The organism is Arthrobacter sp. NPDC093125 (genome assembly GCF_044754225.1).
Lineage (GTDB): Bacteria > Actinomycetota > Actinomycetes > Actinomycetales > Micrococcaceae > Arthrobacter.
The window spans coordinates 492,707-512,326 of the sequence record NZ_JBIVOQ010000002.1 but is presented as its reverse complement, the minus strand read 5'-3'; the positions used below and the strand labels follow the sequence as shown (position 1 = coordinate 512,326).

Sequence of the window (19,620 nt, the reverse complement as noted above, 5' to 3'; positions counted from 1 at the left end):
GCCCATGATCATCGGCATCGGCGTAGACGTCGTGGACATTGAGCGCTTCGGCCGCCAGCTCGAGCGCACCCCCGGGCTGCGCGACCGGCTGTTCGTGCCGGCCGAGCGTGAGCTGAACACGCGCTCCCTGGCGGCACGGTTTGCCGCCAAGGAAGCTGTGGCCAAGGTGCTGGGCGCGCCTGCCGGGATGAACTGGCAGGACTGCTGGATCGGACTCGACCAGAACGGCCCCACCATCCAGGTCAAGGGCACCGTGCTCGCCGTGGCCGACGCCAAGGGCGTCAAACGCTGGCACCTGTCCATGAGCCATGACGGCGGCATCGCCACCGCAACCGTCCTGGCCGAGGGCTGAACCCTTCCGGACTGACCCATGATCAGCGCCTATACCGGAACCCAGATCAGGGAGGCTGAAAAGCCCCTGCTGGATTCGGGTATGGGCGCTGTTCTTATGCAGCGGGCCGCCTACGGCCTGGCCAGCGCAGTGATCACAGAGCTGCGTTCCCGCGGCCGGCGGCTATATGGCAGCAGTGTCGTAGTGCTCACCGGCAAAGGCAACAACGGCGGCGACGGCCTCTTTGCCGCCGCCCGCCTTGCGGGACGGGGAATGCGTACGACGGCGGTGCTCGCCGCGGACAGCGCCCACCCCGAAGGCCTGGCTGCCTTCGAGCGGGCCGGCGGACGCGTCCTTCGCCTGACCGAGGCCAACGCTGGCGAGCTGGCAGCGCACGCCGGCCGGGCCGACGTCGTGATTGATGCCCTGCTGGGAACAGGCGCCCGGGGAGGGCTCCGCGGAACCGCCGCGGACCTCGTGTCCGCCCTTTCCCTTGGACCGCCTTCTCTTGGAGGGCGTTCTCCTGGACCGCGTTCTCTTGGGCTGCGCGGACTGGTGGTCGCCTGCGACGTTCCCAGCGGTGTGAACGCTGACACCGGTGAGGCTGAGCAGCCGGTGTTGCCGGCCGATCTCACCGTCACCTTCGGCGGCACCAAGGCGGGGCTGCTGACAGATCCGGGCGCGGACTTTGCAGGCGCCGTCCAGGTGGTTCCGATCGGGATTGAGGACCACCTGCCATGGCCCGCGCTCCGCCGCTTCGAGGCAGCAGACCTCGCTGCGCTGCTGCCCGCCCCTGAACGCCGCTCGCACAAGTACTCCCGCGGCGTCCTGGGCATCATTGCAGGATCTCCGGCCTATCCCGGGGCCGCGGTGCTCGCCTGCCGGGGTGCCCTCGCCGCCGGTGTCGGCATGGTGCGCTATATCGGCCCGCCCGACGTCGCGGACCTGATCCGCCAAAGCTGCCCGGAGGTCGTGTGCAGCACAGGCGCAGTGGCGGACACGCACGTGCAGGCGTGGCTTGTGGGATCCGGAATGGACGGTGCCGACCGCGAGCAGATGCAGCGCGTCCGGGACGCAGCCGAGTCAGGACTTCCCACTGTGGCGGATGCAGGCGCGCTGCCGGTACTGCCGGATGTCCTGGCGCCCCAGGTGGTGCTCACCCCGCACGCCGGGGAGCTCGCCACCTTGCTCAAGCGCCTCGGAGCAGGAATGGAACGCGACGCCGTGGAAGCCTCGACCCTCGCAGCCGTCCGCCAGGCCGCGGGCCTGACAGAGGCGACAGTGCTGCTCAAAGGGGCAACAACACTGGTGGCCTCCCCGTACCAGGACTTCTACAGCCAGTCCGAGGGGACCCCCTGGCTGGCCACGGCCGGAAGCGGCGATGTGCTGGCCGGAGTCATCGGTGCGCTGCTCGCACAAGTGGGGTCCGACGTCGGGCGTTTCCGTGCCGCGGGCATCGATCCGGACGAGCGTTGGGCTGCCATTGCAGCCATGGCGGCGAGCCTTCACGCGCGTGCCGGAATGGCCGCCGCAGACGGAGCACCGCTGACCGCCGGAAGGATCGCCGACGCGCTACCGCAAATTTGGGGTAAAGTCAGCATGCTTAGTAAACAGCGGGCTGGAAACCGTAATAGTCAGTCCCACCCGCTACGGTAAGACCAAGTTACCCGTGGGTTCGCAGATGCCTGCTGGAAACATTGTTGGACAAGCATAGGAGCACGAATGGAAATCTGGCCCGGATCGGCGTATCCCCTTGGCGCCACCTTCGACGGAACCGGAACCAACTTCGCGTTGTTCAGCGAACGGGCAGAGAAGGTTGAACTGTGCCTCTTCGACGAGGACGGCACCGAAACCAGGGTTGAGGTTGCGGAAGTGGACGGATACGTCTGGCACTGTTACCTGCCGCAGGTGCAGCCCGGACAAAAGTACGGCTACCGGGTTCACGGGCAGTACGACCCCGCCTCTGGAAACCGTTTCAACCCCAACAAGCTCCTCCTGGACCCGTACGCCAAGGCAGTGCACGGACAGATCGACTGGGACCCTGCCCTGTTCTCCTACAACATGGGAGACCCCAGCTCGCGGAATGATGCAGATTCGGCGCCGCACATGATGATGGGCGTCGTCATCAACCCCTTCTTCGACTGGGACGGTGACCACAGCCCCCGGATCCCGTACCACCAGTCGGTCATTTACGAAGCCCACGTGAAGGGCCTGACGCAGCTCCACCCCGAAATCCCCGAGGAACAGCGGGGCACCTACGCGGGCGTGGCACATCCGGCCGTCATCTCGCACCTGCAGAAGCTGGGCATCACGGCCATTGAGCTCCTTCCCGTGCACCAGTTCGTCAACGACGGCATCTTGGAGGACAAGGGGCTCAGCAACTACTGGGGCTACAACACCATCGGGTTCTTCGCCCCGCACAACAGCTACAGCTCCACCGGAGACACCGGCCAGCAGGTGCAGGACTTCAAGGCCATGGTCCGCGCCCTCCACCGCGCCGGGATCGAAGTCATCCTCGATGTGGTGTACAACCACACGGCCGAGGGCAACCACCTGGGCCCCACGCTGTCCTTCAAGGGCATCGACAACCAGGCGTACTACCGGCTCATGGAGGGGGACCTCCAGCACTACATGGACTACACCGGTACCGGAAACTCGCTGAACGTCCGCCAGCCGCACTCCCTGCAGCTGCTCATGGACTCCCTGCGCTACTGGGTGACGGAAATGCACGTGGACGGCTTCCGCTTCGACCTCGCCTCCACGCTGGCCCGCGAGTTCTACGACGTCGATAAGCTCTCCACCTTCTTCGAACTCATCCAGCAGGACCCGGTGGTTTCCCAGGTGAAGCTGATCGCGGAGCCCTGGGACGTCGGCCCCGGCGGCTACCAGGTGGGTAACTTCCCGCCGCAGTGGACGGAATGGAACGGAAAGTACCGCGACACCGTCCGTGACTTCTGGCGCGGCGAGCCGGCAACGCTCGGCGAGTTCGCCTCACGCATCACCGGCTCGGCGGACCTCTACGAGCACTCCGGCCGCCGGCCCGTGGCCTCCATCAACTTCGTCACCGCCCACGACGGCTTCACCCTCGCCGACCTGGTGTCCTACAACGAGAAACACAACGAGGCCAACGGCGAAGGCAACAACGACGGCGAATCCCACAACCGCTCCTGGAACTGTGGAGCCGAAGGCCCCACGGACGACGCCAAGGTCCTGGCCCTGCGCGCGCGGCAGCAGCGGAACTTCATCGGCTCGCTCCTGCTTTCGCAGGGCGTGCCCATGCTGCTGCACGGTGACGAGCTCGGCCGCACGCAGCAGGGTAACAACAACGGCTACTGCCAGGACTCTGAGCTGACCTGGATCAACTGGGACACCGTGGACCAGCCGCTGATCGAGTTCACCGCTGCGGTCAACTCCCTGCGGGCCAAGCACCCCACGTTCAGGCGCAGCCGGTTCTTCGACGGCAGGCCAGTGCGACGGGGCGAAGGCGAGCGGCTGCCGGACATCGTATGGCTCGATCCTGCCGGCTCCGTCATGCAGCCGGAGGACTGGGACAGCGGCTTCGGCCGTTCGGTCGGCGTCTTCCTCAACGGCGACGGCATCCAGGGCAAGGACAACCGGGGGCGGCGCATCCAGGACGTCAACTTCCTGCTGTACTTCAACGCCCACGACGGCGACGTCGAGTTCACGCTGCCGCCGGACGAGTACGCACCAGCCTGGGACATCATCATCGACACCGCCGGGGAAGGTGCGGACTCGGAGCCAGTACACGCCGGAGGCATGCTGTCCGTCGCGGCCAAGTCTCTCGTGGTGCTCCGTGCCCACAGCGCCCCAGAGGAGGAACCCGACCACTCCGTCGCGGCCTCACTGGCAGCACTGACCCACACCGCCACCGCTGAGACGGCGGCGCTCACCGCGCCAGCCATCCCGGAACCGGCCAAGACGAAGAAACCGCTGGCAAAGCCTGATGCCCGGACTGAAAACAGCCCGGAAGAGCAGCCCGCGGAAAAGCCGGCCGGTAAGCCTGCAGGAAAGCATGCCGGAACGCCGAAGGCCGGCAAGCCGGCGGGGGAGGGCGCATGAAAACGCCGGCTTCCACCTACCGGCTGCAGATCCGGCAGGGGTTCACGCTCTTTGATGCGGCCGACACCGTGCCGTACCTGAAGTCGCTGGGCGCCGACTGGGTCTACCTGTCACCCGTGCTCAAGGCAGAGAGCGGCTCGGACCACGGCTATGACGTCACCGACCCCTCGGTGGTGGACCCGGAACGGGGCGGGCCGGAAGGTCTCGCGGCTGTTTCCAAGGCCGCCCGCGCTGCCGGGATGGGTGTCCTCATCGACATTGTGCCGAACCACGTCGGGGTGGCTACACCGGCCCAGAACCCCTGGTGGTGGTCGCTGCTCAAAGAGGGCCGTGAATCCCGCTATGCGGAGGCCTTCGACGTCGACTGGGACTTTGGCGGCGGGCGCCTCCGGATCCCGGTCCTCGGCAGCGATGACGACCTCGACCAGCTCGAGGTCAAGGACGGCGAGCTGCGCTATTACGGCCACCGGTTCCCGCTGGCCGAGGGCAGCTACACGGACGGCGATTCGCCCCGGGACGTCCATGACAGGCAGCACTACGAGCTCATCGGCTGGCGCCGCGCCGACAACGACCTGAACTATCGCCGCTTCTTCGCCGTGAACACGCTCGCCGGTGTCCGCGTCGAAGTACCGTCAGTCTTTAATGAGGCGCATGAGGAAGTGGTGCGCTGGTTCCGTGAAGGACTCGCGGACGGCCTGCGGATCGACCACCCGGACGGACTCGCTGATCCCGGGGGTTACCTCAAGAGGCTCCGGGAAGCCACGGGCGGCGCCTACCTGCTGATCGAGAAGATCCTCGAACCGGGGGAGCAGCTGCCAGCCAGCTTCGAGTGCGAAGGAACCACCGGCTACGACGCCCTCGCCGACGTCGACCGTGTCCTCGTTGATCCGCAGGGACAGGACGCCCTCGACAGGCTCGACGCCAGGCTGCGCGGCGGAACACCAGCTGACTACCAGGAGATGATCCGGGGCACCAAGCGGCGGATCACCGACGGGATCCTTCACTCCGAGGTTCTGCGGCTGGCGCGGCTCGTGCCGCAGGACGCCGGGCTCGCCACGGAAACCGCGGCGGACGCCATCTCGGAGATCATCGCGGCCTTCCCCGTCTACCGCACCTACCTGCCGGAAGGCGCGGAGGTCCTGAAGGAAGCCTGCGAGCTTGCCGCACGCTGGCGCCCGGAGCTGGACCAGACCATCTCGGTGCTCCACCCGCTGCTGCAGGACACCGACCTGGAACTCTCCCGCAGATTCCAGCAAACCTCGGGCATGGTCATGGCCAAGGGCGTGGAGGACACCGCGTTCTTCCGCTACAACAGGCTCGGCACCCTGACCGAGGTCGGCGCGGACCCCACCGAGTTCTCCGTTGGGCCGGAGGAGTTCCACAACCGGATGGCCCGCCGCCAGGCCGAGCTGCCGCTCTCCATGACCACCCTCAGCACGCACGACACCAAGCGGAGCGAGGACACCAGGGCACGGATCTCGGTCATCTCCGAGGTACCGGCCGCCTGGGAAAAGTCCCTGGACCGGCTGAATGCGCTGGCCCCGCTGCCGGACGGGCCGCTGTCCGTGCTCCTCTGGCAGGCGATTGCAGGCGCCTGGCCCGCGGACCGGGAGAGGCTGCAGTCCTACGCGCTCAAGGCTGCCCGGGAAGCCAGCAGCTCAACCACGTGGACGGACCCCGATTCCGCCTTCGAGGAGAAACTGGCTGCCGCCGTCGACGCCGCGTTCGACAACAAAGAGGTCCGTGCCGAACTGGAGACCCTCGTGGACCTCCTGGCACCCTACGGCTCGGTGAACTCCCTCTCGGCGAAACTCATCCAGCTGACCATGCCCGGCGTGCCGGACGTCTACCAGGGCACAGAGTTCTGGGACCGCTCCCTGACTGACCCGGACAACCGCCGCCCGTTCAGCTTCCCGGACCGGCAGCAGGCGCTGGAACAGCTGGATGCCGGCGAGCTGCCCTCGTCGTTTACCGACCAGCGGACCAAGTTGCTCGTGACCTCCCGTGCCCTGCGGCTGCGCCGCGACCGGCCGGAGCTGTTCACCGGCTACCGGCCCGTTGAGGCAAGGGGTCCTGCCGCCGGGCACCTGCTGGGATTCCACCGCGGCACCGCGGGAGCGCCTGGCGCGGTCACGCTCGCAACCCGGCTGCCCTACGGACTGGAGCAGGCCGGCGGCTGGCGGGACACCGCCGTCGATCTTGATACCGCCATGAAGGACGAACTGACCGGTGCCAGCTTCGGACCGGGGACCGCGGAGATCGCCGAGATCTTCCGGACGTACCCCGTAGCGCTGCTGGTCCCTGAGACAGGAGGAAAGTCATGACGCACCACACGACGTACCCGCTTGAAGCGGCGAAGCCCGTGCAGGGCCCGCAGCGCTTCGACATCTGGGCGCCGGAGGCAGGGTCGGTAACGCTGCTGGCCGGCGGGGAGCGCTACCCCATGTCGCGCCGGCCCGGTATCGGCCCGGAGGACGAGGGCTGGTGGACCGCCGCCGACGCACCCGCAGGAGGGGACGTGGACTACGGCTACCTTCTCGACGGCGACGAAACCCCGCTGCCTGACCCCCGCACCCGCCGGCAGCCGGAGGGCGTGCACGCCCTTTCGCGCACCTTCGATCCCGCAGCCCACCAGTGGCAGGACAGCGGGTGGCAGGGCAGGGAACTCCAGGGGGCCGTGATCTACGAGCTCCACCTGGGGACCTTCACGCCGGAAGGCACGCTCGACGCCGCCGCCTCGAAGCTGGATTACCTGGCCGGCCTGGGCGTCGACTACATCGAGCTGCTGCCCGTGAACGCCTTCAACGGCACCCACAACTGGGGCTACGACGGCGTGCAGTGGTTCGCCGTCCACGAGGGCTATGGCGGGCCGGCCGCGTACCAGCGGTTCGTGGACGCAGCCCATGCGGCAGGGATCGGCGTCATCCAGGACGTGGTCTACAACCACCTCGGACCCAGCGGGAACTACCTTCCGCGGTTCGGCCCGTACCTCAAGCAGGGCGAAGGGAACACCTGGGGGGATTCGGTCAACCTGGACGGGCCCGGCTCGGACCACGTGCGCCGGTACATCCTGGACAACGTGGCCATGTGGCTGCGCGACTTCCGGGTGGACGGCCTCCGCCTGGACGCCGTCCACGCCCTCAAGGACGAGCGGGCCGTCCACATCCTGGAGGACTTCGGGGCGCTGGCCGACCAGATTTCCGCCGAGGTGGGGCGCCCGCTGACCCTGATCGCCGAGTCGGACCTCAACAACCCGCGCCTCCTCTACCCCCGGGACGTCAACGGGTACGGCCTGGAAGGGCAGTGGAGCGACGACTTCCACCACGCCGTCCACGTCAACGTCAGCGGGGAGACCACCGGCTACTACAGTGACTTCGATTCGCTCGGGGCACTGGCCAAGGTGCTGCAGGACGGCTTCTTCCACGACGGCAGCTACTCCAGCTTCCGGGAACGCCACCACGGCCGGCCGATCAACTTCGACGCCGTTCACCCGGCGGCGCTGGTGGTCTGCTCACAGAACCACGACCAGATCGGCAACCGGGCCACCGGGGACCGGCTGTCCCAGGCGCTGCCCTACGGCAGCCTGGCGCTGGCCGCCGTGCTGACCCTGACGGGCCCCTATACGCCCATGCTGTTTATGGGTGAGGAATACGGAGCCACCACGCCTTGGCAGTTCTTCACCTCCCATCCGGAACCGGAGCTTGGCAAGGCCACCGCGGAAGGCCGGATCAAGGAGTTCGAACGCATGGGGTGGGATCCCGCCGTCGTGCCCGACCCGCAGGATCCCGAAACATTCACGCGCTCGAAGCTGAACTGGGCTGAAGCCTCGGAGGGGGACCACGCCCGACTGCTGGAGCTGTACCGTGCGCTCATCCGCCTGCGGCGTTCCACGCCGGACCTCACCGCGCTTGGTTTCGCGGCCACCGAGGCGGAGTTCGACGACGACGCCCGCTGGCTCCGCTTCCGCCGCGGCGGCGTGCAGGTCCTGCTGAACTTCGCAGAGCAGTCCGTCACCCTGGACAGGGCGGGCTCCGAGCTGCTCCTGGCAACGGACGACGCCGCGCGGATCGACGCCGGCAAGGTGGAGCTGCCGGGGCTGTGCGCCGCAGTTATCCGCGACTGAACCGGCTGTTTCCAGCCAGTCGGGGGCTGGCGTCCGTCATCCTGACCGGATGATGGACGCCACCCCCGCGGGCTCCGTCCTGCTGGAAGGATGGCATGTATGACTTATCTGGCTGCGGAGAACCGCTACAAGACCATGCCGTACCGCCGCGTCGGGCGCAGTGGACTCAAGTTGCCCGCCATCTCCCTCGGGCTCTGGCACAACTTCGGCGACGACAAGCGCTTCGATGAGCAACGCGCCATCCTGCGCCGTGCCTTCGACCTCGGCGTCAACCACTTTGATCTCGCCAACAACTACGGCCCGCCGGACGGATCGGCGGAAACCAACTTTGGCCGCCACCTGAAGGAAGACTTCAGGCCCTACCGCGATGAGCTGGTCATCTCCACCAAGGCCGGCTACTACATGTGGCCCGGCCCGTACGGGGAATGGGGCTCCCGCAAATACCTGCTGTCCAGCCTGGACCAGTCCCTGCAGCGCATGGGGCTGGAGTACGTGGACATCTTCTACAGCCACCGGCCGGACCCCGAGACGCCGCTGGAGGAAACCATGGGCGCGCTGGATCACGCCGTCCGCTCCGGCAAGGCCCTTTACGCCGGCATTTCCTCCTACACACCGGAGCAGACCCTGGAGGCGGCCCGGATCCTCAAGGAACTCGGCACGCCGCTGCTCATCCACCAGCCCAGTTACTCCATGCTGAACAGGTGGACCGAGGAGGGCACTCCGAGCCTGTACGAGACACTCGACGATGTGGGCGCGGGTTCCATCGCATTCTCGCCGCTTGCCCAAGGCATGCTCACCGACCGCTACCTCCATGGCATCCCGGCCGACTCACGGGCTGCCAAGGAGCGTTTCCTCTCTGAATCGGCCATCACGGCGGACAAACTGGAACGCATCCGGGGGCTTAACCGGATCGCCGCCGGCCGCGGACAGTCCCTGGCGCAGATGGCCATCGCCTGGGTCCTGCGCGACCAGGCCAAGGGTTCGCCGGTGACCTCAGCCCTTATCGGGGCGTCCAGCGTCAGCCAGCTCGAGGACAGCCTGGCTGCCATCGAGAATCTCGGATTCAGCTCGGAGGAGCTCAGCGCGATTGACGAGTTCGCCGTCGAATCCGACATCAACCTGTGGGCGCAGAACGTCTGATCCGGGGGAAAGTAATGAACTGGCCGGAGCCGGCGGGAACAATGCCGGCTCCGGCGGCGTTTGGTTAGACTGATAAGCGCGCCGCGTGGCGCGGTGTCCGTCAGACGCTGTCTCTACCAGGTACAGGCGCGCAGGGCACTTGAAGTTTGTTCTCAAAGGAGTTCCGTGTCTTCAAATCCGATTCGTGTCGCTATCGTCGGTGTGGGTAACTGCGCCGCTTCGTTGGTCCAGGGTGTCCATTATTACCGCGATGCCGACGCTAAGGCCACGATTCCGGGTCTGATGCATGTGGAGTTCGGCAAGTACCACGTCAATGACGTGAAGTTCGTTGCCGCGTTCGATGTGGACGGCAAGAAGGTCGGCGTTGACCTGGCCGATGCGATTCTCGCGAGTGAAAACAACACCATCAAGCTCACCGATGTGCCGCCGACGGGTGTGACGGTGCAGCGCGGGCCCACCCTGGACGGGCTGGGCCGGTACTACCTGGAGACCATCGAGCAGTCCAGCAAGGACCCGGTGGATGTGGTGCAGGCCCTGAAGGATGCCAGGGCCGATGTGATGGTGTGCTACCTGCCGGTCGGGTCCCAGGAAGCGGCGGAGTTCTACGCCCAGTGCGCCATCGATGCCGGTGTGGCGTTCGTGAACGCGCTGCCGGTGTTCATCGCCGGGACGAAGGAGTGGGCGGACAAGTTCACCGCGGCCGGTGTGCCGATCGTGGGTGATGACATCAAGAGCCAGATCGGTGCGACGATCACGCACCGGGTGATGGCGAAGCTGTTCGAGGACCGCGGAGTGACGCTGGACCGCACGTACCAGCTGAATGTCGGCGGGAACATGGACTTCAAGAACATGCTGGAGCGGGACCGGCTGGAGTCCAAGAAGATTTCCAAGACCCAGGCGGTGACCTCCAACGTTGAGGGCGAGCTGGCCGCGAAGGACGTCCACATCGGGCCGTCGGATTATGTGCAGTGGCTCGATGACCGCAAGTGGGCCTTCGTGCGCCTGGAGGGCCGGAACTTCGGTGACGCGCCGGTGTCGCTGGAGTACAAGCTGGAGGTCTGGGACTCGCCGAACTCGGCCGGGGTGATCATCGACGCGATCCGTGCGGCGAAGATCGGCCTGGACCGCGGGATCGGCGGGCCGCTGCTGTCCGCGTCGAGCTACTTCATGAAGTCCCCGCCCGAGCAGTTCAACGACGACCTCGCCCGCGAAAAGGTCGAGGCCTTCATCCGCGGCGACCTCGACCGCTAACCCCCGCCCCGACGCTCCCTCACCTTTCGCAGGTTCTGTCCGGACGCTCCTGCAGCTTTTGCGGGGTTTGGCGCAACGCTCCCTCACCTTGATGGTGGGGGAGCGTTGTGCTTTACATGTCGTGCTGATATCTGCGGATGGCGTGGCTGGCCTGCGCGAGTGCCAGCAGCTTCAGGACCAGCTGCCCGTGCAGATGCATTCCGACGGCGGCGGCCAGGATCAGCTGATTCACGTCGTCCGGCGCTGTGCTCGCCGTGATGTCGAAGTGCGCTATGTTGTCCACCGCCTGGCTGTAGGCGTCGAGGACCTCGTCAGCAACCGGCACGCCCAGGTTTGTCATGCGCTCTAGGTGCGTGTTCAGGGCCTTCCGTGCGTCGCTCGGCACGTCCGGCCAGTTACGGGAGCGAACGACGGAGTCACCCCCTTGGGTGGGCACGTCGCCGTCGTCCGTTCCCACTTCATCCAGCTGCAGTACTGTGCGCTGAACTGCCGCGAGCAGCTCGAGGCGGGGAACGCCGTCGTCGGCCAGCTTTAGGAGGTTCCGGATCTGGGTGATGTTCAGCCCGACCACGCGCCGCAGTGCCTGGATAAGCTCCAGCCGGCTGACGTGCTGCGGCGAGTACTCCGCCCGCGTTGCATGGACGGACTGACCCGCTGGCAGCAGCCCTTCCCGCAGGTAGAACTTGATGCTCGCAGGGGAAATGCCCGTGCGTTCACTCAGCTCCTTCAGCTGCATGCCTCCCCGTCCTTCGGTGAATAGCTGTCCCTTGGATAGCTGCTGCGACGCCGGCTATCCTGATGTACAAGACTGGATAGTGCTTCTATCCTAGTGGCATGGAGTCTTGGAATGTGCTGCTTGGCAGCCACGTCATCGCAGCGCTTTTTGTCCTCGCCATCGGCCCTGTCCAGATCCTCCGCCGCCGTCGCGACCGTATCCACCGAACCATGGGCTATCTCTGGGTCGCGGCCATGTACTACGTGTGCTTCAGCAGCTTCTGGATTGTCAGTGACGGGCACTTCAGCTGGCTCCATGGCCTCTCCGCCTTCACGATCATTACCGTTACTCTCGGGCTGGTCAGTGCCATCCGAGGCAACATCAAGTCCCATCTCGGGAACATGGTGGGCAGCTACGTTGGAATCGCGGTGGCATTCATCTTCGCCGTCTCGGCGCCCGGCCGCGCGATTCCAAGACTCCTGGCAGAGGACGCCCCCACCGCCGTCTACGTGGCGGGACTAGTGGTCCTCAGCGTGGCCGTGATTTTCGTGTCACTCAAGCGCGGTCAGGGCCGGAAAGTCCAAGGCGGTAGGCCGCCTCTGAACATGGCCTCTCCGACGGCGGGAATGCCAGCCGCGACTAAGCCAGGCTCAAAGTAGGACACGGACGGCCTACCCTTCTTCAGCTTCCGTCGCCTCAACTCGCACGGTCCCTCACCTTTCGTCGCCTCAACTCGCACGGTCCCTCACCTTTCGTCGCCTCAACTCGCACGGTCCCTCACCTTTCGTCAGCGTATCCCATTACCTGTGGATAACTTCTGCGGGCTGGGTCGGTTTCGAGGAAGAATGCCGTATGCAACCACGTACCGATCTTCCTATTGGCCTGGTGTCTTCCCCCTTCACATTGGAATCCGCGCGGGCTTCCGGAGTTCAACCCAACAGACTGCGACGAGCCGACGTCGTGCATGTAAGTCGCGGGCTGTACCGCCCGACAGGCTGGAGCTTTGAGCTCGAGGCCGCGGCGCGGGCTCTCTCCGCGGCATCCCCCGGTGCCTGGATCTCGCATGTCACAGCGGCGCGAATTCACTCGCAATTTCTGCCGCCATGGCTTTCGGACTCGACGGAGCTGCACTTGAGCAAACCCCGTTCCCTGCCGGAGGTCCGGCGAAGAGGGATCATCGGGCATGCAGTGCTGGCAGGGGCGGACGAAATCGAAACCGTCGACGGCATTCGAATCAGCAGCAGGTCCCGTACATGGCTGGATATGGCGAGGCGGCTGTCCGAGAGCGAACTTGTCTGCATGGGCGATCAGCTCATCCGCGTCCCCAGAGTGGAATTCGAAAACCGCACTGAGCCGTTCGACACGCTCGAGGGATTGCGTTCCCTCGTCGCCCGCCACCCAAATCTTCAGGGTGTGGTCCGGGCACGCGCTGCGCTCGAGCGGATGCGCGTGGGAGCGGACTCTGCACCTGAGTCACTGCTCCGCCTCGCGGTGGAAGACGCAGGCCTTCCGGAGCCGCAGCTGCAACTGCCACTGAGAGATAGCGACACCTTCGCGCCGACTGCAGACCTCGGCTACAGGCAACGGCGGCTGGCAATTCAGTACGACGGCGGACATCACCTTCTCGAGGCCCAAATCTTCAGTGACAAGCGGCGTGACAAGGCATTCGAGGCTGCCGGGTGGACCGTTGTGGTGTTTGGCAGGAACGATCTGGCTGACGGCTTCGAGCGGGCCATTCGCGAGATCAAGCGCGCAATGCGAAGGAGCCAGCTGGACCATCCTCAGGCATCTGGCTTTGCCGATGCCGTCTGAGGAAGCGTCGGCGCCAACGTGCCGGAAGGTGAGGAAGCGTCGGCGCCAACGTGCCGGAAGGTGAGGGAGGGTTTGGGGTGGGGCGACGAAAGGTGAGGGAGGGTTTGGGGTGGGGCGACGAAAGGTGAGGGAGGGTTTGGGGTGGGGCGACGAAAGGTGAGGGAGCGTCGGCGCCGACGCGGCGAAAGGTGAGGGAGGGTTTGGGCTGGGGCGACGAAAGGTGAGGGAGCGTCAGTGCAAACCCGGCGAAAGGTGAGGGAGGGTCAGAAGAGGCCCACGGGGTTGCCGTCGTCGTCCACGTCCATGCGCAGGGCGGCGGGGACGGCGGGGAGGCCGGGCATGGTCATGACCGCGCCCGTCAGCGCCACGATGAAGCCCGCGCCGGTCTTGGGGATCAGGTCCCGCACATGGATCGTGAAGCCCTTCGGCGCGCCGAGCCGGGACGCGTCGTCGGTGAACGAGTACTGCGTCTTGGCCATGCAGACCGGCAGCCCTGACCAGCCGTTCCTCTCGATGTCGGCGAGCCGCCGCAGTGCCGGGACGGAGAAGTCCACTCCGTCCGCGCCGTAGATCTCCTGCGCGATGGTGCGGATCTTGTCCTCCACAGACAGTTCCAGCGGGTACAGGTGCCGGAAGGAGCTGGGCGCGTTGACGGCCGCGGCCACCTTGGCGGCGAGGTCGTCCCCGCCGTCGCCGCCTCCGCCCCGACCCCAGACATCCGCCACGGCAGCCTGGATGCCCTCCCCGGCACACCAGCCTAGCAGCCAGCCAAGCTCCTGCTCCGTGTCCGTTGCGAACCTGTTGAAAGACACCACCGGAGTGACTCCGAACTTCTCCACGTTCCGGACATGGCGCCGGAGGTTGGCGACGCCGGCAGCCAGCGCGTCGACGTTCGGTTCCGTGAGCTGGTTCTTCGCCACCCCGCCCTGCATTTTGAGGGCCCGCACCGTTGCCACCACCACGACGGCGGCAGGGGCCACGTTGGCAACCCGCGCCTTGATGTCCATGAACTTTTCGGCGCCCAGGTCCGCGCCGAAGCCGGCCTCGGTCACCACGATATCGGCGAGCCTACGCGCCGTCTGGGTGGCGATCAGGGAGTTGCAGCCGTGGGCGATGTTGGCGAACGGCCCGCCATGGACCAGGGCGGGGGTGCCGGCGATCGTCTGCACCAGGTTGGGCTTGATGGCGTCCTTGAGCAGCAGCGCCAGGGCCCCTTGCACGCCAAGGTCCGCCACCGTGACGGGCGCCCGGTCGTAGGTGTATCCGAACGTGATGCGGCCCAGCCGCTCGCGCAGGTCCGCCAGATCCGTGGCAAGGCAGAACACCGCCATGACCTCCGAGGCGACGGTGATGTCGAAGCCGTCCTGGCGGGGGATGCCCTGACGGGGTCCGCCGAGGCCGATGACAACCTCCCGGAGGGCGCGGTCGTTCATGTCCAGCACGCGCTTGAACGTCATGCGGCGGGGGTCGATGTTCAGCTCGTTGCCCTGGTAGATGTGGTTGTCCACCAGAGCCATCAGGGCGTTGTTGGCGGACGTTATGGCATGGAAGTCGCCGGTGAAGTGCAGGTTGATCTCGTCCATGGGCACCACCTGCGAGTACCCGCCGCCGGTTGCCCCGCCCTTCATGCCCAGGACCGGCCCCAACGACGGCTCGCGCAGGGCGACCATTACCTTGTGACCGGCTTTCGCGAGCGAGTCAGCAAGCCCCACGGTGGTGGTGGACTTGCCCTCCCCGGCGGGGGTGGGGGACATCGCGGAGACCAGGACCACCTTCCCGGACGGTGCCCCGGCGGTCAGCTTTGCCGGATCGATCTTTGCTTTGTAGCGGCCGAAGGGCTCCACGGCGGCGGCATCGATGCCGGCGGCGGCGGCGATGTCACCGATGGGCCGCAGGGCGGCGGCACGGGCAATGTGGAGGTCACTCGGGGTGCTGTCAGACATCGTCGTCCTTCATGGTCGGGGGAATAACCGGCGGTCCTCCACAGGAAAGCTCAGCGGGTGAGCGGCGGACCGTGCCCGACCGCCACTTTGTGTCGGGCGAAGAATTCGTCGACGGCGGCGTGGTAGCTTTCGAGCGTGATGGCGGCCGTGCGCTGCCACCCCGAGTTCTGGGCGTGCAGGGACGCCGCCCGGCCCATGTCCTCCCTGGTGGCGGGATCGTCATAAAGGGCTTCGAGGACGTCGGCCCAGTCGGCTGCCTTGTGCCCGTCAACCAGCAGCCCGGTCCGGGCGTCAAATACGGCGCGGGAAAGGCCGCCCACGCGGGTCGCCACCACGGGCGTTCCGCACGCCTGGGCCTCCAGCGCAACAAGTCCGAAGGACTCGCTGTAGGAAGGCATCACCACGACGTCGGCCGCGCGGAACCAGGCCGCCAGCTCGCGCGGGGCGACCGGCGGGTGGTGGGTGACGACGTCGTCCATTCCCGCGGCGGTGACCAGGGACTTCAGGTTGAAGTCCTTCGCGCCGCTCAGGGCTCCCAGGATGGTCACTTTGAGATCGATGTCAGGCCGGCGCTCGCGCAGGAGGGCAGCAGCCTTCAGCAGGATCTGCGGGCCCTTGAGGCGCTGGATCCTGCCCGCGAACAGCAGGTGGAAGGACCCCGGGGCGATGCCCTTGGCGGCACGGGAGCGGCTGCGGAAAGCCGGCGTGAACACGGAGAGGTCAACGCCCGGGGGAGCGACATCGATGTGCTCGAAGTCCGCGTCGTAGTGCGACACCAGCTCCGCGGCCTCCGCACTGGTGTTCGCGATCAGCCGGGTGGCGCCGTCCACGATCCGGTGCTCGCCCACTTCGCGCCGGCGCGGCTCGGGCTTTTCGCCGGACTGCAGCAGGAGGTTTTTGACCTTGGCCATGGTGTGCATGGTGTGCACGAGGGGCACGTCCCACAGTTCGGACAGCTCAAGTCCTGCCACGCCGGACACCCAGTAGTGGGAATGGATGAGGTCGTAGCGACCGTGCGGCTGGCGCTCCCGGATCCGCTCGATCTCGGCGACCATGCTGTGCAGCAGCTCCGGCAGGTCCTCCTTGGGCACCTTTCGTGGCGGTCCCGCAAAGACGTTGTGGACGCACACGCCGGGATCCGGATGTTCGACGGCGGGCTGGCCGGCGTCCGTGGACCGGGTGAAGATCTCCACTTCAACGCCGATTTCCGCGAGGGCCGAGGCCAGGCCGCGGATGTAGACGTTCATCCCGCCGGCGTCTCCGGATCCTGGCTGTTCCATCGGTGAGGTGTGCAGGGACAGGAAAGCCACGCGCTTGATCAGTGACATGGCTCTCCTCTCGGCCTAGGGGATGCAGCGTCGCCTGCCGCGGGACTGCATCCGGTAAAACACTACTCCTCGGGACCCTCTCTATTCACGGTGCCAGCGGCTTACGAGGCCGGGGAATGCAGTCTCATAACCGGCCAGCAGCCGGCCCGCGAGCTCCGCGGAGTCCACCAGCGGGTGCTCGGCGAAGGCTTCCAGCGCGGCACCGCGGTCGCCGTGGGATGCAGCCCGGACCGTCAGGCGCTCCACCCGCTTGACGCGCTGCATCAGCTCCAGCTGTGGCGCCGCGGGCCGGGCCTGCGGTATCGGCACAGCACCGCTGTGAGTCACCGTGCAGGGGACCTCGACGACGGCGTCCGCCGGCAGCCCGGGAATCGCCGGCTCACCGGCGCCCTCCCCGGTGACGGCGAAGTTGCGCGTGTTAAGGATCAGCTGCGTGCTCGCCGAGCCAGCAGTGTTCGAACCAGCCGTGAGGGCCTTCATGACCGACAGTGCCACCTGTTCGTAGCCGCCGCCCGCAAGATCCTCGGCGTCGCGTGTCTCGCCGCCGGTCCGGGCTTCGGCCAGGTAGCCCTCCTCCCGGGACACGCGGGCGGCGTCCCACAACCCGAACGCAGCGTCCCCCGCGGCGGCAAGCCGGGGATACAGCTCGGCCTGCTGGCTGTGGATGGACTCGCCCCGGCTCGCCGCCATCGCCTGCATTCCGGTGATGGCCCGGGCTGTCTCGTAGTAATAGAACAGGTATTCATTGGGCAGCAGCCCCAGTTCCTGCAGGAAGGGCTGCGGAAACAACCTGCCCTCCTCAAAGCCGGCCAGCGCGCCGGCGTCCGCCAGCAGCCCGGGAAGGAGGTCCCGGCCCCCGGACTCCAGCCGGTATAGCCAGCCGAGGTGGTTCAGCCCGTAGTAGCCCACGCCGTCGAGCCTTCCCGCCGGCAGCGGCGCGCCGACTGCCCGGGCAGCGCGGTGAACCAGGGCGCTGGCAGAGTCGCAGATGCCGATGACCTTCGGGCCCAGGACAGGCAGCAGTGCCTCGGTGACCATTCCGGCCGGGTTGGTGAAGTTGACCAGCCACGCGTCAGGGGAATGCGCCCACATGGATTCGGCGAGCTCCAGCATGGCGGGGATTGAGCGGAGCGCGTAGGAGATGCCCCCGGCGCCGGTGGTTTCCTGGCCGAGCAGCCCCAGATCCTGGGCGACCCGCTCGTCCGCGATGCGTCCAACAGTCCCGCCCGGCCGGATGGCGGCGAACACCATGTCGGTGCCGGCGAGTGCTTCAGGCAGCGATGTGGAGGGGATGATTTTCGGGGGAGGCCCGACGGCGGCAGCACCGTCCGGCGCGGAGCGCGCCGCCGGGATGGACTTGGCTCTGGTCACGGAACGCAGGGAACCCAGCACCGCGGTGACGGCGGCGAGGCGGGCCGGATCGACGTCGAAGAGCACGAGTTCCCGGACCAGCCCGGCGTAGGGGCCGGAGCACAGCGCCCGGTACACCAGGGGAACCCGGAATCCGCCGCCGCCGGCAATCATGAGCCGCATGCCAAGGAGTCTATGCCCAATCAGCGCAAGCCTCCCGTTTCCGGTGCCACCCGGAGCCGCGCCCGATCATCACCGCCATGTCCGACCCCCAGATCTCGGGGTTTCACCAGCCCCGTTCACGGCGTAGTGTGCCGAGCATGGATGCGATCCCCGCACGCCGGTTCGATCCCCTCTCCGCCGTCCGAACGCCGTCGGCCGGGGGTTTCGACCTGCTCCTCGCCGGAACGGTCTTTCAGGACATCATTTTCACCGGGCTGCCGCACGCGCCCGAGCCTGGCACCGAGATCTGGAGCGAAGGCATGGGGAGCTGCCCCGGCGGAGTGGCCAACCAAGCCATCGCTGCCGCCCGGCTGGGGCTGCGGACAGGACTGGCCGCGGCCTTCGGCGACGACGGGTACGGAGACTACAACTGGAAGATCCTCGCCGGGCAGGAGCACGTTGACCTGTCGCTGTCCCGTCGCGTAGCAGGCTGGCATTCCCCCGTGACAGTGTCCCTCAGCGTGGACCACGACCGTTCCATGGTCACCCACGGCCATGCCGCGCCCGTCACGTCCTCCGAACTCGTGGGCGACCCGCCGCCGGCGCTGGCAGCGGTGGCGGACCTTGGCCACGAACTGGAGCCGTGGGCGCTGGCAGCCCACTCCGAGGGGGTCAAGCTCTTCGGCGATGTGGGCTGGGACCCCAGCGGCGAGTGGGCCCAGGCCCGCCTGGAGAACCTGCAGTACTTCTACGCGTTCATGCCCAACCAGCGCGAGGCCATGGCGTTCACCGGCAAGGAAAACCCCTGGGCCGCGCTGTACTCCCTGGCTGACCGGGTGCCCGTGGCGGTGGTGACGCTGGGGCAGCAGGGTGCCATGGCCGTCGACTCGGAAACCGGCGAGGAGGAATGGGTGCCCTCGCTTCCGGTGACCGCCTATGACCCGACCGGGGCGGGGGACTGCTTTGGTGCGGCGTTCGTCGTCGGCTGCCTGGCGGGGTGGCCGCTGGGGGACCGGCTGCGCTTTGCCAACCTGTGCGCCGCGCTCGCCGTGCAGGAAGTGGGGGGCTCCCTGGCGGCACCCGGATGGGGCGACATCGCCGACTGGTGGAAACGGGCCAACGCCCGGCCCGAGCGGCGCGGCAGCCAGTGGCTGCGGCGCTACGCCTTCCTCGCCGAGATCGTCCGGGATGTCCCGCCGGAGGCCATGCGGCGGGCGGCTGCCACGATCGCGCACCTGTCCGACGCCTGAACCGGGGACACCCAAACGGTCCCGGGAGGCGCAGCCGGCCGGAGGACGCGCACATTCACGCGTCCTCCCGCCGTCTGCGCGTCCTCCTGCCACATGCGCGTCCCAGGGAACATACCGCGTCCCGGGCACGCCACT

14 protein-coding genes are annotated in these 19,620 nt (G+C 67.1%); 10 read left to right on the top strand and 4 right to left on the bottom strand.

Annotated elements, in window-relative coordinates; all coding sequences use genetic code 11:
* Positions 1-4 precede the first annotated feature (4 nt).
* The 7 genes from ACIP9X_RS06815 to ACIP9X_RS06785 all read left to right on the top strand — a co-directional run bounded on the left by ACIP9X_RS06815 (position 5) and on the right by ACIP9X_RS06785 (position 10,925).
* Entirely contained in the window at positions 5-352 is a 348-nt protein-coding gene (locus ACIP9X_RS06815) for a holo-ACP synthase (protein WP_400478965.1), read from the top strand.
* Positions 353-370: 18 nt separating this feature from the next.
* Entirely contained in the window at positions 371-1,987 is a 1,617-nt protein-coding gene (locus ACIP9X_RS06810; protein WP_400478964.1) for an NAD(P)H-hydrate epimerase, read from the top strand.
* Positions 1,988-2,053: 66 nt separating this feature from the next.
* Positions 2,054-4,411: a glycogen debranching protein GlgX gene (glgX, locus tag ACIP9X_RS06805; protein WP_400478963.1), complete on the top strand. Its 2,358-nt coding sequence runs from the start codon at positions 2,054-2,056 to the stop codon at positions 4,409-4,411.
* On the top strand, positions 4,408-6,735 hold the full coding sequence (gene treY, locus ACIP9X_RS06800; protein WP_400478962.1) for a malto-oligosyltrehalose synthase: 2,328 nt from the start codon (positions 4,408-4,410) through the stop codon (positions 6,733-6,735). Before glgX ends, treY begins: the two co-directional genes overlap by 4 nt.
* Complete coding sequence (gene treZ, locus ACIP9X_RS06795) at positions 6,732-8,534, top strand: malto-oligosyltrehalose trehalohydrolase (protein ID WP_400478961.1); 1,803 nt, start codon at positions 6,732-6,734, stop codon at positions 8,532-8,534. The genes treY and treZ overlap by 4 nt, the downstream gene beginning before the upstream one ends.
* 99 nt (positions 8,535-8,633) lie before the next feature.
* The gene (gene mgrA / locus ACIP9X_RS06790; RefSeq protein WP_400478960.1) at positions 8,634-9,674 is read left to right on the top strand and encodes an L-glyceraldehyde 3-phosphate reductase; all 1,041 of its coding nucleotides are present in this window, start codon (positions 8,634-8,636) and stop codon (positions 9,672-9,674) included.
* Positions 9,675-9,839: 165 nt separating this feature from the next.
* Positions 9,840-10,925: an inositol-3-phosphate synthase gene (locus tag ACIP9X_RS06785; RefSeq protein ID WP_400478959.1), complete on the top strand. Its 1,086-nt coding sequence runs from the start codon at positions 9,840-9,842 to the stop codon at positions 10,923-10,925.
* Positions 10,926-11,037: 112 nt separating this feature from the next.
* On the opposite strand, the gene ACIP9X_RS06780 is transcribed toward ACIP9X_RS06785, so the two are convergent.
* A complete protein-coding gene (locus ACIP9X_RS06780; RefSeq protein WP_400478958.1) occupies positions 11,038-11,661 on the bottom strand; it encodes a MerR family transcriptional regulator in 624 nt (207 codons plus the stop codon).
* 98 nt (positions 11,662-11,759) lie between these two features.
* On the opposite strand from ACIP9X_RS06780, the gene ACIP9X_RS06775 reads away from it, so the two are divergent.
* Complete coding sequence (locus tag ACIP9X_RS06775) at positions 11,760-12,299, top strand: DUF2306 domain-containing protein (RefSeq protein WP_400478957.1); 540 nt, start codon at positions 11,760-11,762, stop codon at positions 12,297-12,299.
* 472 nt (positions 12,300-12,771) lie between these two features.
* Positions 12,772-13,452 (top strand): endonuclease domain-containing protein, encoded by a 681-nt coding sequence (locus tag ACIP9X_RS06770; RefSeq protein ID WP_400478956.1) that lies wholly within the window; start codon positions 12,772-12,774, stop codon positions 13,450-13,452.
* Positions 13,453-13,715: 263 nt separating this feature from the next.
* Here the strand turns inward: ACIP9X_RS06770 and ACIP9X_RS06765 are convergent, their stop codons facing one another.
* The 3 genes from ACIP9X_RS06765 to ACIP9X_RS06755 form a co-directional block, all read right to left on the bottom strand.
* Positions 13,716-15,395 (bottom strand): formate--tetrahydrofolate ligase, encoded by a 1,680-nt coding sequence (locus ACIP9X_RS06765; protein WP_400478955.1) that lies wholly within the window; start codon positions 15,393-15,395, stop codon positions 13,716-13,718.
* A 50-nt stretch (positions 15,396-15,445) separates the two neighbouring features.
* Complete coding sequence (gene mshA / locus ACIP9X_RS06760) at positions 15,446-16,723, bottom strand: D-inositol-3-phosphate glycosyltransferase (RefSeq protein WP_400478954.1); 1,278 nt, start codon at positions 16,721-16,723, stop codon at positions 15,446-15,448.
* An 81-nt stretch (positions 16,724-16,804) separates the two neighbouring features.
* On the bottom strand, positions 16,805-18,256 hold the full coding sequence (locus ACIP9X_RS06755; protein ID WP_400478953.1) for a 6-phospho-beta-glucosidase: 1,452 nt from the start codon (positions 18,254-18,256) through the stop codon (positions 16,805-16,807).
* Between the two features lie 137 nt (positions 18,257-18,393).
* Between ACIP9X_RS06755 and ACIP9X_RS06750 the strand changes: the two genes are divergently transcribed.
* Positions 18,394-19,485, top strand: coding sequence for a PfkB family carbohydrate kinase (locus ACIP9X_RS06750; protein ID WP_400478952.1), 1,092 nt, complete (start codon positions 18,394-18,396; stop codon positions 19,483-19,485).
* The last annotated feature ends 135 nt before the right edge of the window (positions 19,486-19,620 follow it).

Excerpts from the sequence above, each read along its gene's own strand:
- mshA (WP_400478954.1), bottom strand. The coding sequence starts at position 16,723 with ATGTCACTGATCAAGCGCGTGGCTTTCCTGTCCCTGCACACCTCACCG.
- mgrA (WP_400478960.1), top strand. The coding sequence starts at position 8,634 with ATGACTTATCTGGCTGCGGAGAACCGCTACAAGACCATGCCGTACCGC.
- ACIP9X_RS06765 (WP_400478955.1), bottom strand. The coding sequence starts at position 15,395 with ATGTCTGACAGCACCCCGAGTGACCTCCACATTGCCCGTGCCGCCGCC.
- treZ (WP_400478961.1), top strand. The coding sequence starts at position 6,732 with ATGACGCACCACACGACGTACCCGCTTGAAGCGGCGAAGCCCGTGCAG.
- glgX (WP_400478963.1), top strand. The coding sequence starts at position 2,054 with ATGGAAATCTGGCCCGGATCGGCGTATCCCCTTGGCGCCACCTTCGAC.
- ACIP9X_RS06755 (WP_400478953.1), bottom strand. The coding sequence starts at position 18,256 with ATGCGGCTCATGATTGCCGGCGGCGGCGGATTCCGGGTTCCCCTGGTG.
- treY (WP_400478962.1), top strand. The coding sequence starts at position 4,408 with ATGAAAACGCCGGCTTCCACCTACCGGCTGCAGATCCGGCAGGGGTTC.
- ACIP9X_RS06750 (WP_400478952.1), top strand. The coding sequence starts at position 18,394 with ATGGATGCGATCCCCGCACGCCGGTTCGATCCCCTCTCCGCCGTCCGA.
- ACIP9X_RS06775 (WP_400478957.1), top strand. The coding sequence starts at position 11,760 with ATGGAGTCTTGGAATGTGCTGCTTGGCAGCCACGTCATCGCAGCGCTT.
- ACIP9X_RS06815 (WP_400478965.1), top strand. The coding sequence starts at position 5 with ATGATCATCGGCATCGGCGTAGACGTCGTGGACATTGAGCGCTTCGGC.
- ACIP9X_RS06810 (WP_400478964.1), top strand. The coding sequence starts at position 371 with ATGATCAGCGCCTATACCGGAACCCAGATCAGGGAGGCTGAAAAGCCC.
- ACIP9X_RS06780 (WP_400478958.1), bottom strand. The coding sequence starts at position 11,661 with ATGCAGCTGAAGGAGCTGAGTGAACGCACGGGCATTTCCCCTGCGAGC.